Here is a 14259-nt window from a genome sequence, read left to right as displayed (position 1 = left end):
AGTAGAAGCTAATGATTATTAATGATAAAAATATACAGCCTAAATTAACATTGGTAGGAGCTGGTCCAGGTGATCCTGACTTGTTGACTATTAAGGGATTAAAGGCTATTGCCGATGCCGATGTGGTGTTGTTTGACGCATTGGCTAATGAGGAACTGCTTAAATATGCTTCAAAGAAAGCGGAGCTAATCTCAGTTGGAAAACGAGCTGGCAAACATTCCATGAAGCAAGAACAGATAAATGAACTGATTGTGAAAAAGGCTTTTCAATGTGGACATGTAGTTCGTTTAAAAGGTGGTGATCCGTTCATTTTTGGTCGTGGGTATGAAGAAATTGACTATGCTGAAGCTTTTGGTATTGAAACTGCGGTTGTGCCCGGTATTTCTTCATTTTACTCAGTTCCTGAATTACAAAAAATTCCTGTTACAGTTCGTGGTACCAATGAAAGCTTTTGGGTGGTTACAGGTACTACTGCATCTGGGGAGCTTTCCAAAGATATTTACCATGCTGCCCAATCTTCTGCTACGGTTATCATTTTGATGGGAATGAATAAGCTTGAAGAAATTGCTTCTGTGTTTGCCCAAAATAACAAAGGCGAAATTCCGGTTGCCATTATTCAAAATGGTTCATTACCTGAAGAAAAAGCTGGTTATGCAACTATCGACACGATGGCTTCTATGGTAAAAGAACAGCAATTAACCAATCCTGCCATAATTGTAATCGGTGAGGTGGTTCGATTGGGACGTAACTCTTATTTCTTTGAACAATTAGCATCACTTAAGAAGGAAAACACATGGAAGTAGCAGAAGTTAAAAAGGAATCTTCAGAAACAGCCGAAGTTGTTCCTCATCATTCCTATATAGGACATGATCGTCCCCGGAATAATCTATTTCCGGTGTTTTTAAAACTGGAAAGCCTCAATACACTGATTGTTGGAGGGGGTAATGTTGCCCTTGAAAAGCTACGTGCGGTAATCAGTAACAGCCCTGATGCCAAAGTTGAAGTAATTGCCAAAGATTTTATTGCAGAAGTAAAAGAATTTTTGGAGGAATATGAAATTCCGTTCAAACAAAAGGAATTTGAGGAAGAAGACCTGGAAGGTAAAGACTTGGTCATTGTAGCTGTAAATGACAAGATTAAAAGTGCTGAAATACATCGTTTAGGGCATGCAAAAAATGTTTTGGTAAACGCCGCTGATACGCCAGAGTTTTGTGATTTTTATCTGAGTTCGGTTGTTCAAAAAGGCAATTTGAAATTGGCTATTTCAACCAATGGTAAATCTCCCACAATGGCAAAAAGGGTAAAGGAGATCTTAAACGATGCTTTCCCTTATGAAATTGATGATGTTTTGAATAACATGGAGGTTATTCGTAAAAAACTAAATGGTGATTTTGCTGACAAGGTTCGCCAATTAAATGATATTACCTCTGTCTTAGCAGTAAGAACTCAGCCGGAGACGCCCAAACGTCGTAAAATTGTAAATATTCTTACCTATGTGTTTTCGGGCTTAGGCCTGATTATTTTAGGATTTCTTGCTGGCAAATACGCAACCAGCGATAATTTTACGGCAGCAGGAAACTGGGTAGGTAACCATGTCACTTCCGAAATATTCATCTTTATAATTGGTGGTTTTATTGCTCAAATGATTGATGGTGCGTTAGGAATGGCCTACGGCGTTAGTGCGACAACATTTTTAATGTCATTTGGTATTACACCCGCGGCGGCAAGTGCCAGTGTTCATGCTTCTGAAATCTTTACCACCGGAGTTTCAGGTATAAGTCACCTTAAATTTGGCAATGTAAATAGTAAGCTTTTTAAAACATTAGTGATTCCTGGGGTTTTAGGTGCAATTGCAGGAGCTTATCTCTTATCCTCATTGCAAGAATATGCTTATGTAATGAAGCCAATTGTAGCCACGTATACGCTGGTTTTGGGAGTAATTATCATTCGTAAGGTGATTAGTAAGAAAAAATCCAAAAAGAAATTAAAGAAAATTGGCTGGCTTGCGGGGTTTGGCGGTTTTATGGATTCAGTCGGAGGTGGAGGATGGGGACCAATCGTTACTTCAACATTAATAGCCGGAGGCCGAAATGCACGTTATACTATCGGCTCAGTAAACTTAACTGAATTCTTCGTTTCATTTGCAAGTTCAGTAACCTTTATTTTAGTTTTAGGACTGGATCATTTTCAGGTTATTGCAGGCTTAATTATAGGAGGTTCCATTGCAGCACCAATTGCCGCTCGTTTGTCAAGTAAATTACCGGTTAAAACAATTATGTTGGTGGTTGGAATTGTAGTCATATTAGTTTCGCTACGGATTATTTTGATGATGCTTGGCAAGTATATTTAGGAGTATCAGTTTGTCATACTTAGAATTTTGGCTATTCATATTCAAACTACTTAATAAATCGGTTTTGTATTTTTTTCAATTTTGGGTTACATTTGGTTAATTTGCAGTTTTAACCTACTATAAACTTTAGAGAAATTGTTATCCAAAAAGACTAAATACGCTATTAAAGCACTGGTGGCTTTGGCTAAAAATGAAACTAACCAGCCCATGCTGATTGCCGACATTGCTAAAAATGAGCAACTTCCGAAGAAGTTTCTGGAGGCAATTCTATTGGAACTGAAGCATAACGGATTTGTAAGTAGTAAGAAAGGTGCAGGTGGAGGTTATTATATGCTTAAACCAGCTGAGGAGATCAATCTTTCTGCTATTATACGTATTGTCGATGGACCAATTGCGTTGTTGCCTTGTGTTAGTTTAAACTTTTATGAGCGTTGTGAAGAATGCAAAGACGAGGTTACTTGTGGAATAAGAGATGTAGCCAAAGATGTTCGAGATGCTACTTTGAAAATTTTACTTGAAACCAGTATTGCCGATATCATTAGACGTGAGCAAGTATTGGCTGATCAAGCTAAAGATGCTAAAATGAATTAATAAGAACAAAGGTCTTAATCTTAGTTTAAGGCCTTTGTTTTGAATGGATCGCTTTCAAAGTTATTGAATATAGTTCTTGTCATCCTCACTTAATCCACTATCAGGAGTTGAAGGAGAAACTGGTCCTGAAACGCTTCTTTTTTGTCGGTATGCAGCCAGATAGCCAATCAAAAAGCATAATATAGCAATGCATGCCATTAATAAAATAAAAGAAACCCTTACATCCCAAAGCAAAATCCTCACATTAACATCGCTTGTATTTTGCATGAGTACAATGGTAAGCAACGCGGTCACCACTATAATGAAGATTGTTTTTAAGCTCATAATATAGTTGTATCAGTTTAACGTCTTAATTTATAAGATTTAACTGTAATACAATGCGATTAAACAAAGTTTTATAAACTAAAATTGAAAATAAGTTCAAAAGCCGGTGATTGAATACTTTTATTTGCAAAAAGAATCATTTTAGTCCCGATGTCAAATTGTGGCAGATAGAAACGTAATAAATTACAATCCGCCCGTAATTCCAGCCCGTAAGATTTTAATTCTCCTGCATTGTTAATGTTTTCAAAATCAGTAAATAAACCGCCTTTAAAACGTTTGATATAAGCAAAACGACCTAATTCCCAATCAGGGTAAAAAAGAGGGAAACGATACCTGAATAAAAGCGAATTTTCTAAAGGAGCCGTTCGGTTAAAATAAGAAGCTCCTGATGCTTGAGGAATTTCAATTGCGTTGCGAAAAACGCCGGTATTGTTTTGATAATTAAAGGAAACCAAAAAGGAGTGATGCTTGATTATTCCTGGAAATAGAAATGTACTTTCCAATGTGAAAATTGAACCATCTAAATTGTCATCCAATGGAAATGAATTATATCTTAGGCTTATCTGCTGGCCCCATTTAGGGTTAATATCCCTCGCACTACTTCTGGAGGTACGATAAAAATAAAGTGTATTATCTATCGGAAACTTTATCTCTTTTATAAAGTCTTGTGGACCGTTTTCAATATTATATCTTGAAATGTAGCTTAGTTTTGATGTTAAACCAATGCTGTAATTAAAATTGGCTTTGTAAAAGCTTAGCGGGACCGTAATGCTTAAGTCAGCTCTGTTTTCTCTGAAATTAAATTGCCTATAAAAGGTTTGTTGGTTAATAACCGAATCGAAAACCGCTACTCTTTTTCGGTTTGTGTAATTTAAACTAAAAATTGGATAATATTTTTTATAAGCAATGGATGCATTGTATTCCCCTGACTTTACTGAATTATCATACGTATAACCAAGCGTTACTGACATCGTATTTAATAAGTTGTTCGATTTAAGGCTAATTCCAGCCGTATAGTTGTCGTTATCTCCACTCATAGCATAAGGACTCAAACTGTGAAAGTTAATTAAATGTAGGCCTTCTTTATAAGTCGAAATTTTATAGCTATTGTTCGGGAAACTATCTAAAACTGACTTGCCATGTTCTCGGGCAACTATAGGCTGATAATAATTTATAAATGCGGATGGTGTCTCTTTAACCTCAATTATATTGCCTTTGTCTAAAGGGATTAATGAAATATCTTGTCCCCTGTAACTGAAATTGTTGAATAATAATCGTTTGTACAACAAGTCAACAGTAGCATTATATGCTCCTGATGAGCTATATGTAAGCTGTTTTATACTTTTAGATGCCAAATCAAGTTTAAAAATGTTGTCAATTCCTGTATAGGAAGAATGATAAAAAAGCTGGTTTTGATAAAAGGAGGGCCTTAAGGATTGTTTAAAATTCCAATCCAGCAAAAGAGTTTCTTTTAATTGGGAAAGATCATAAACAGCTAAATTTCTACCATGATTATCAGAAACTGCATAAGCAATCATATTACCATCAGCGTTAAATGCTGGAGTCTGTAAAAAATAGTTTTTCGGGTTGTCTATTGTCTTTATAATATTACCAGTTTCCCTGTCAAGAATTACCAAATTGAATTGATTGTTTTCTGTCACCTGCACGCAAACAACGGTTTTTCCATCGGCTGAAAGCGAGGGTGAGAAGTACTTTGATTTTTTTGTCAGCTGCTTAAACTCTTTTGTTTTTAAATTGTAAGTGCATATAACGGAGTAGTTTCTATATTGATATCGCGGATCAAACCTTATTTCGTCCCAAATCAAAATATTTTGTTTAAGGTCGAAATGCGGGCTTAATTGAGGACCCATTGTCAAAATGGATGTTTCTTTTCCAGTTTTTATGTCGATTTTAAAGAACGTGCTCACATCGGCCAGACCTTTTTTTATACACACAATTTCATTTTCATTTAGTGCTTTGGGTAAAAAATAATCAGTTGCGACGTCGTTTTTTCGTTTGTTGATAGTTGAATAATTAACACTTTGAGTTGAATTGAGCTGATTTTCCCATTTGTTACCGAGTTCTTTTACTGTTTGATAATAAAACTGATTGGTATTAAAACCTGTATGATGCTTCAGGGAGTTTGAAAAAGGCCACGGTATATAAAACTTATTCTTGGCACGCGTAAAAATGGAATTGAAAACAGAATCGCTATAATCTCTTCTCATTTTTGCTGCCATATAGTATCCTAAGTGATAATAATCGGGGATGTTATCTTTTAATGAGCCGAAGTAATGCTTTGAATAGCTATAATTTTTACCCGAAAGTACATTGCCTCTAAATTCTTTTTCCCAATCAGGTAAGCGCCCTCTGCCTGAACTTGTTAAAGCAGTCTCTGTAACTACTGCATCACCCTCTATAAACCAAATTGGAAAAACCCCTCCAAATAAAGCAAACTGAATTTCTTCGATTAGGGGAATATTAATTCCAGAAGTTGTTTTGTCAATTTGAACCACATGTCTTAGCTCATGAATAGCCAAGCTGTTGATCCAATTGTTAGGTTCTAAATCTTGAGGAGGAGTTGTATAAAACTCTGAATGACGGGGAGCCAGGGTGACAAAACCATTTGAAACAGTCGATTGATTTTGCAGGATAATTGAAATTTTTCTGCTTTTAGTTTTTAATGATTTCCCAACGTAGTTGTACAGGTGCTCCAAAACATTGGCTGTTCGTTCGGCTTCTTTTTCCAATCCGGTAGGAAAGATAACCTGATAATTTTCGGTATTAATTTGTTGCCATTTTAAAGAGGGAGGGTTTTGACCATTGTTAAATACTTGTGCAAAAATTGAATATGAATTAATTGTTAAAATAACTGATATAAATATACTGATATACAATAATTTAAACTTTTGTAAGTGCCTCATTTTTAAGGTTATGCTAAAATAATTAGATTCTGGATGGATTTTATATTAATTAATAGTTTAAATGTTATTGTGAATTATCTGATTTATTGATTTTTATGTTAAAAAATAAAGCTTAAATATTCACTTCTGTCGCCCTAAAATAATGGATTTATGCTGATGTAAGAAATGTACTTTTCTATTTAAGAATTATTGCTACAGTTTAGGATGATAAATAAGATCTAATGATTGAGGAGTTTTAAGGAAAGATGGGGGCTTAATAGTACAAACAAAATCTAAGGAGTCTTTTTGGTTTGTTTCATTTTGCAGACGGGGAGGAAATATTAAAATGAGATTTGAAGTTTATTAGGCTAATGAAGCTCTTTTTGTAATCAATGTTTTAACAAAGGGGGGACTAGAGAATTAGTATTCCTAAATAAATAGAGAAACCTAAATCAACTTGTGAGACTTAGACTTCATTGGTAAAGAAAGGGATTTATAATTTTGAGCGCAGGTTATTTTGAGCTTGCTTCGAAGCGTTGCTTTTTGTAGGCTTCACTTTTTCGTTTAAGCATAGGATAAAGAGCAACTGAGGCAACAACAATTAGAGCTCCCACATAAAACCCTGTAGTCATTTTTTCACTGTCTTTAAAAATGAGTAAAGCTAAAATTACTCCGTAAACAGGTTCAAGGTTGGTAACTAATGCAACTGTGTAGGCTGTTAATTCTTTCATTACGGCAATTCCAACAACATAAGCTACTGCAGTACAAATAATACCCAAAGTAAGTAGGTAAAATATATCTGAAGAGGTTAAAACTAAATTCTGAGCGAAGTTGAAATGGCCGGTTAATGCCAAAAAGATTGTTAACGCCACCCATCCACCTGCAAGTTCATAAAAGCTGATTAAAACAGGATCTTCACGTTTAACCATTTTTGCATTTAAAATATTGAAAAGACAAGCCAGCACAGAAGCGGCTAAACCAATAATAATACCCAAAGTATACTGACCTTCAAAATGAAAAATACAGGTAATTCCAATTACAATGAGTATTCCTACAAGGACATCAAGTTTAGATATCCGGGTTTTCATAAATAATGGTTCTAAAATACCTGTAAATAAAGTTTGTGAAGAAAGACAGACCAGAGCAACTGATACAGTAGATATTTTGATGGAATGAAAGAAGAATACCCAGTGAAGAGTAACAAGCAAACCTATGCCGATTAATTGAAATAAATCTCTTTTTGAAACTCTGAGGCTGCTCTTTTTGAATTTCAAGAAAATAAAAAGTGCTATAGCAGCAATAATTACACGGTACCAAACTAATGAAAGTGCCGAAACTGTAATCAGTTTGCCCAAAATGGCAGTAAAACCCCAAACAATTACAGTTAAATGGAGCTTGAATAAATTGTTACTTAGGAGCAATTTTATAAAGATAAATAGCTAATGAACCAAATACAATGTGCGGAATCCAGGCAGCGATATATGTTGGTAACCCACCCTTGGTTGAAAAGATGACTGCAAATTGCATCAAAACTATATAAGCGAATGAGCACCCGATCCCGATTCCTAAAGGTAAACCAACACCACCACGAACTTTTTTTGAAGATAGGGTAACGGCTATTAAAACCAATATGAAAATGGAAATGGGAGTGGTAATAATGCGCCATCTGTCCATTTCATAAGAAGAGACATTCCCGGTGCCACGTAATTTTTCCACTTTAATTTGTTTATTTAACTGAGGTAGGGTTAAGGCCCCTCGTTCATCATCTTGTTTTTCTAGGTCTTGAGGATTCAGACTAAGCTTTAGGAACATTTTCTCACCACTTTCCATGCGTTCCTTCAACCCATTGGTATATCTGATGGAATAATTCTCAATTCTCCATACTTTCTTTACTGTATCCCAGGCAATACGGTTGGCAACCAATTTGTAATAAAGCGAATCACCTTTAAACTTCTCAAGAGTGAATTTATAGCCACTATTATCCTTTGAATCATAGCTTTGTATGTAGGCAAAATTACCTTCATCAATTTTAAAGTGGCGGTTTTGACCTTTGTATTCCGTTTTTTTAATAATATACTTTTGTTCAAAGTTTAGCTTGTTGCGAGTTGATGGCGGTATTATGTAAGCATTAGCCACAAAGCTTAAAACAGCTAAAAACGTGGCAGCAACAAAGTAAGGGTACAAAAAACGAATATAACTTATGCCACTGCTCAAAATGGGTACAATTTCAGTGTTGTTAGCCATTTTTGCAGTAAAGAAAATAACAGCCAGGAAAATAACAAGAGGGCTGAGCATACTCACATAAAACAAAATGAAATTGCAATAATAGTCAATGGCGATTTCTTTCATCGTTGCCGTACTTTTCAGGAAATCATCCAGTTTTTCAGAAATATCAAAAATTACGATGATAATCACGAAAATGGCCAACCCAAAGAAAAAGGTGGTTAAAAACTTTTTGATGATAAACTCATCCAGTTGAGTGATATTCAGTAGTTTCTTAAACTTTTGTATTAAACTTTTCAAATGCAGTCAAAATTTTAGCAACTGGCAAATTTAAGAGTAAATACGGAAATGCAAATCAGCTTTTCAGTATTAAAACTTCAATACGTTATAACTTACTTTTTATTACTTCCAAATCTTTTTGAATCTTCATTAATTGAAAATATAACTCATTAAAACTGTTCTTCAGCTGATCAACAGAAGAAGTTATTTTAAGCTGAAACTCCCACACTTCTTTTAGTTCATTTATCTTCAATATTTCATTAGCAATTGTTTCATTATCGGTAAGTAAGATAAGTTCATTTGAAGCTTTAATACAATTGATGATTCTGCGTAAAATGATACGTTTATTATTTACCAAAATATACAGTCCATTGTTTTTCATTGATTCAAATTCATCAACCTTAAAGCCGACAGCAATATCTCCCTCATAAAACAGAGGTTCCATTTCTCTTCCGCTCACTTCAAATGCTCTGAATATTCCGTTTTCCAAATCATGGAGTTTTATAGAAGGTAAGTTATTGAGAAAATCTTCATCAGCGCATAGCTCAATGTAATTCTTCGTATTCAGTTTTTTTATCAAAGGGATGCCTGGCTCCAACTTGATTTTTTCCTTTGTTACCATCTTAGGCTGCGGAAGATTCGGTATAACTTCTTTTGCCGGAACCGCACTTACAGGTTCATTTTTATCAATCGATAATTGATCATTTAACTCATTGTTTGAATGATTAGTTATATGGTCTACTTTAAGAGATAATTCAGGTGAAATTTCAGAGGCATTGTCTTTTGAATATTCCGTATCAATGGTCAGTTGTGTTTCAAATATGCGATTCTCAGGGGTTTTGTTTTTTACTGAAAATTCGGGGTTTTTAGGCTGTAAATTTGGTTGAATAGGAGTACTTATACCATTTTTAGGCTCTGGTGGTGAATAGCTGAAAACCTGGTTTAAATCAGCTTTAATATTCATTAGATATTGAATAAACTGATAGGGAATAAATTTCTTTAACCCTGCTTCTAGTTGAGATATATCGCGTTGTGACAGTCCTGAGCGTTCAGAGGCTTGTTTTTGAGTTAATCCAACCTTTTCTCTGGCTATTTTGAATACGGAGTAATTAAATTGAATAGTTTCAGGGTCGATGGAGCGAATACGTCCCAATCGATTTGTTATCAAATTTTGAATATTCAAAGTATTCGAAAATAGAATATTCAAATTTACACCATTGTGATTCAAAAAAAGAATATAAGCCAAAGGAAAAAACTTCTTAAGCCCCGATTCGAGCTGCGAAATATCCCTTTGGCTTATTCCTGAGGCGTTAGCGGCCTCTTTTTGAGTTAATCCTAGTTGCTCCCTAGTAACTCTTAAATGACTATAATCAAAATCTGTATACATAATTTGAATATTCAAATATTGAAAATCACATTGATTCAATAAATGAATATTCAAATTTATAATCTTTTTGCCATATCAACAACCATTTTATTCTTCCATTGAATAAAATCTCCTTGAATAATATGCATACGAGCTTCCTTAACCAACCATAAATAAAAATGCAAATTATGCAACGAGGCAATTTGGGCCCCTAAAATCTCTTTTGATTGTAATAAGTGTCTTAAATAGGCTTTGGTATACACCTGATCGGCATACAAGTCACTGGTTTCATCAATTGGAGAAAAGTCGTTTTTCCACTTCTCATTTTTAATGTTGATGATACCATGCTTTGTAAACAACATTCCATTACGAGCATTTCTTGTCGGCATAACACAATCAAACATATCAATGCCCAATGCTATACACTCCAAAATATTCATAGGAGTACCTACACCCATTAGATATCGGGGTTTAGCTTTTGGTAAGATGTTACACACTATTTCTGTCATCTCGTACATTTCAGGAGCCGGTTCACCTACCGATAATCCACCGATAGCATTTCCTTCGCGCTCAAAAGAGGCAATGGTTTCGGCAGAACGTATACGAAGATCTTTATATGTACTGCCTTGTACAATTGGGAATAATGTCTGATTATATCCATACAAACCCTCTGTGGTATCAAATCGTTCGCAACAGCGCTTTAACCAACGGTGAGTCATCTCCATGGATTTACGGGCGTAAGAATAATCACAAGGATATGGAGTACACTCATCAAATGCCATAATGATATCGGCGCCAATTACCCTTTGTATATCCATTACATTTTCGGGGGTAAATAAATGTTTTGACCCATCGATATGGGATTGAAAGGTAGCTCCGTGTTCTTTTATTTTACGAATATCGGCCAGGGAATAAACCTGGTATCCACCACTATCTGTTAAAATTGGCCTTTCCCAGCCATTAAATTTATGAATACCGCCCGCTTTTTGAATTGTGTCTAATCCTGGTCGGAGGTATAAATGATAGGTATTACCTAAGATAATTTGCGCTTCAATATCTTCTTTTAATTCGCGCTGATGAACCGCTTTAACCGTCCCTGCAGTCCCTACCGGCATAAAAATCGGGGTTTCTATCGTTCCGTGGTCGGTTTGCATTAACCCTGCCCGGGCGCTGGAGGCGTTATCGGTTGCTACTAAATCAAACTTCATGAATGCTTTAAGCTTTTTACTGAAAGTAATATTTTTTTCTGACCGTAATCACTGCCTGAAAAAAGGCAAGGAACCCGCAATGTGTTCACGGCCATTCAAAAACATTTGTTGTGCGGGCTCTATATAAACCTGCAAATATAGGAACTTCTAATTTGGGAATTTCACACTATTATTTTATCAACACTACACGAATAGTAGATTAAAAATGTTTTCTTTGCCTTAATTTTTTTCGAACCATGCCAATAGAATTTACGCCATTAGCAATTACGCTGCTATCTGTACTGGGAGTTGCATTCTTAGTTAATTGCGGTTATCTTTTTTTGTTATACAATAAATTTGCCTTTACGAAAGAACATCAACCTGGGATAACTAAAAATGAACCGGTAAGTATTATTATTTGTGCCCGAAACGAAGCAGAAAACTTGCAGGCAAAATTGCCAGCCATTTTAGAGCAGGATTACCCGGAGTTTGAGGTTGTTGTCGTTAACGATTGTTCGTACGATAGTTCAATAGATATTTTAGAAGAAATGACTTCTAAATATGAAAACTTACGTATTGTTCACCTTGAGGAAAATGATAAGTACAAACACGGTAAAAAATTTGCCCTTACCTTAGGAATTAAAGCATCTAAGTATGATCTGCTTTTATTAACCGATGCAGATTGTTTACCATTAAGCAACCGTTGGATTGCAAAAATGATGGAAAACTATAATGGCCAAACAGAAATCGTATTGGGGTATTCTCCATATGTCCGTAAATCCGGTTTTCTAAATAAGTTCATTCGGTTTGAAACCTTTATGACGGCACTTAACTACTTTTCTTTTGCTTTGGCAGGAAAACCTTATATGGGGGTAGGTCGAAATTTATCATACCGTAAGGATTTATTTTTCAGAAATAAAGGATTTGCTAGTCATATGCATCTCTTATCGGGTGATGATGACCTGTTTGTAAATGCTCATGCCAATGCAGTCAATACACGTATTGAAATATCAGAAGAAGCAACAATGTTAAGTGAGCCCAAAGAAAGCTTTACTGATTTCTGGAGACAAAAACGCCGCCACATGAGTGTAGGAAAGTATTACAAACCCTATCACAAAATAATGCTTTCAATCAGAACGCTTGCTACCGTTGTTTTTTATGGCGTTGTAATTGCAAGTTTAATTTTGCAAGTTAATTATCAAATAATACTAGGTATATTTGTATTATATTTAATATTCTTAACTATTACCTATAAAAAAGCAATGCAAAAACTTCAAGTACCTGATTTATGGTTCTTTTCATTTTTGTACGATTTTATTTATAACCTATACCTAGTGTTAATGACTTTGGTTAAACCTGCAGCAAGTAAAGTACGATGGAAGTAAACCCGAACTTTTCAAGTAATGCTGTTAACGATTTAAACCTTGTTAAGCAAGCAATTGAAGGGGACCAGAAAGCATACGGCTCCTTAATGTCACGCTATAGAGATTCCATCTACTTTATGTTACTCAAAATGGTAAATAATAAAGAAGATGCTAACGATCTTACCATTGAAACATTTGCCAAAGCATTTCGAAATCTTGATAAATACCAGCCAACCTTTGCATTTAGTACCTGGTTATTTAAGATCGCAACAAACAATTGTATCGATTTTCTGAAAAAGAAACGTATTGCAACTTTGTCTATTGATGAACCAATGGATGATGACGAAGACTCGGGTAAAAGTTTTGACGTTGCTGGATATACTCCAACTCCTGAGGAAAGCATAATACGCAAACAAAAAGCCGCATTGTTAAAAACAGTTGTTGAAGGTTTGCCTCCTCGCTACAAAAGATTGGTTATCTTGCGTTATTTTGAAGAATACTCATATGAAGAAATAGCGAGGGAGCTCGATTTACCTTTAGGAACTGTAAAGGCGCAGTTGTTACGTGCTCGTGATTTGCTATATAATACACTTAGAAATACCAAACATAATATTTAGTGGATACCATTCTCAATTATTTTCCTAACCTTACCGATACCCAAAAAGAGCAGTTTGCCCAGCTTTATTCTTTATATGCTGAGTGGAATGATAAAATAAATGTGGTCTCACGGAAGGATATTGAGGAACTCTACGAGCGACATGTATTACACTCATTAGCCATTGGCAAGGTTATAACATTTGCTCCAGGGTCAAAGATACTAGATATAGGTACTGGAGGCGGGTTCCCAGGCATTCCTTTGGCAATTTTATTTCCTGATGTATCTTTCCATTTGGTTGACTCCATTGGAAAAAAAATAAAAGTTGTTACTGAAGTGGCTAAAGCATTAGGCTTAAAAAATGTAAAAGCCGAACAAGCGCGGGCAGAAACAATCAACGGTCAATATGATTTTATAGTATCTCGAGCCGTAACCCGTTTGGCTAATTTTTATCCATGGGTAAAGGGGAAATTCCTAAAAGAGTCAAAAAATAAGCTGGCCAATGGCATCTTGTACTTAAAAGGGGGCGATTTGGAAGAAGAGATTGCTGAAATTAAACGACAGGTCGTTTTGTATTCAATTAGTGACTTTTTTAAAGAAGAATTTTTTGAAACTAAGTATGTTTTGCATATTCCATCTGCATAAACATATTTCCCTTGTCCTTATTACATCAACTTGTACTAACTATTATACCCGGATAGTAAGGTTCCGTTTGTATATTACTAAACTATTGCGGTTCGGAATTTTTAATACGAAAAAGTCCTCCCAAATAAAAAATATCTGAATTTGCAATAAGGTAGTCAATGCCATTACTAATCTATCTATTTCGATCGGGTTGAAAGAGGCTGAACTTGTATAATGTTATAAAATAGATGAATTTTATACTTTATCTAATTTCTTATACGGCTAAAAATTGTTAAGATACCCCTTTGCTACTTTACTCAAAAGAATGGTTGATTTTAATTGCCCCAATATCATCAATATTGTAGCCACTGAGTAGGGTAAGGAGCTAACCTGCTGAAATCAACAAATGAATTTCCCTCTGAAGTCAAACCGGACCGAGAAAATTTTCCTATG

At 35.2% G+C, this 14259-nt stretch carries 12 protein-coding genes; 6 read left to right on the top strand and 6 right to left on the bottom strand.

Annotated elements, in window-relative coordinates; all coding sequences use genetic code 11:
• Positions 1 to 11: 11 nt before the first annotated feature.
• The 3 genes from cobA to L2B55_RS12720 all read left to right on the top strand — a co-directional run bounded on the left by cobA (position 12) and on the right by L2B55_RS12720 (position 2941).
• Complete coding sequence (gene cobA, locus L2B55_RS12730) at positions 12 to 803, top strand: uroporphyrinogen-III C-methyltransferase (RefSeq protein WP_237846268.1); 792 nt, start codon at positions 12 to 14, stop codon at positions 801 to 803.
• Complete coding sequence (locus tag L2B55_RS12725; RefSeq protein ID WP_237846266.1) at positions 794 to 2350, top strand: TSUP family transporter; 1557 nt, start codon at positions 794 to 796, stop codon at positions 2348 to 2350. Before cobA ends, L2B55_RS12725 begins: the two co-directional genes overlap by 10 nt.
• Positions 2351 to 2485: 135 nt before the next feature.
• The gene (locus L2B55_RS12720) at positions 2486 to 2941 is read left to right on the top strand and encodes an RrF2 family transcriptional regulator (protein WP_237846260.1); all 456 of its coding nucleotides are present in this window, start codon (positions 2486 to 2488) and stop codon (positions 2939 to 2941) included.
• 60 nt (positions 2942 to 3001) lie between these two features.
• Here the strand turns inward: L2B55_RS12720 and L2B55_RS12715 are convergent, their stop codons facing one another.
• From L2B55_RS12715 to tgt, 6 genes are all read right to left on the bottom strand, one after another.
• Positions 3002 to 3265: a hypothetical protein gene (locus tag L2B55_RS12715; RefSeq protein ID WP_237846258.1), complete on the bottom strand. Its 264-nt coding sequence runs from the start codon at positions 3263 to 3265 to the stop codon at positions 3002 to 3004.
• Between the two features lie 71 nt (positions 3266 to 3336).
• Complete coding sequence (locus tag L2B55_RS12710; protein WP_237846256.1) at positions 3337 to 6189, bottom strand: TolB family protein; 2853 nt, start codon at positions 6187 to 6189, stop codon at positions 3337 to 3339.
• A 491-nt stretch (positions 6190 to 6680) separates the two neighbouring features.
• On the bottom strand, positions 6681 to 7589 hold the full coding sequence (locus L2B55_RS12705) for a DMT family transporter (protein WP_237846253.1): 909 nt from the start codon (positions 7587 to 7589) through the stop codon (positions 6681 to 6683).
• Positions 7576 to 8691, bottom strand: a complete 1116-nt coding sequence (locus L2B55_RS12700; protein WP_237846251.1) for an LptF/LptG family permease — start codon at positions 8689 to 8691, stop codon at positions 7576 to 7578. The genes L2B55_RS12705 and L2B55_RS12700 overlap by 14 nt, the downstream gene beginning before the upstream one ends.
• An 85-nt stretch (positions 8692 to 8776) precedes the next feature.
• Complete coding sequence (locus L2B55_RS12695; protein ID WP_237846249.1) at positions 8777 to 10057, bottom strand: helix-turn-helix domain-containing protein; 1281 nt, start codon at positions 10055 to 10057, stop codon at positions 8777 to 8779.
• Positions 10058 to 10113: 56 nt separating this feature from the next.
• The gene (tgt, locus tag L2B55_RS12690; RefSeq protein WP_237846247.1) at positions 10114 to 11244 is read right to left on the bottom strand and encodes a tRNA guanosine(34) transglycosylase Tgt; all 1131 of its coding nucleotides are present in this window, start codon (positions 11242 to 11244) and stop codon (positions 10114 to 10116) included.
• 236 nt (positions 11245 to 11480) lie between these two features.
• On the opposite strand from tgt, the gene L2B55_RS12685 reads away from it, so the two are divergent.
• From L2B55_RS12685 to rsmG, 3 genes are read left to right on the top strand one after another with little or no spacing between them, the layout of a single operon-like run.
• Positions 11481 to 12608, top strand: coding sequence for a glycosyltransferase (locus L2B55_RS12685; RefSeq protein WP_237846242.1), 1128 nt, complete (start codon positions 11481 to 11483; stop codon positions 12606 to 12608).
• Entirely contained in the window at positions 12599 to 13204 is a 606-nt protein-coding gene (locus tag L2B55_RS12680; RefSeq protein WP_237846240.1) for an RNA polymerase sigma factor, read from the top strand. Before L2B55_RS12685 ends, L2B55_RS12680 begins: the two co-directional genes overlap by 10 nt.
• Positions 13204 to 13827 (top strand): 16S rRNA (guanine(527)-N(7))-methyltransferase RsmG, encoded by a 624-nt coding sequence (rsmG, locus tag L2B55_RS12675; RefSeq protein WP_237846238.1) that lies wholly within the window; start codon positions 13204 to 13206, stop codon positions 13825 to 13827. The genes L2B55_RS12680 and rsmG overlap by 1 nt, the downstream gene beginning before the upstream one ends.
• The last annotated feature ends 432 nt before the right edge of the window (positions 13828 to 14259 follow it).

This window comes from Solitalea lacus (assembly GCF_022014595.1).
GTDB lineage: Bacteria > Bacteroidota > Bacteroidia > Sphingobacteriales > Sphingobacteriaceae > Solitalea > Solitalea lacus.
The sequence above is the reverse complement of the archived record's forward strand: the minus strand, read 5'-3'. Positions and strand labels throughout refer to the sequence as shown.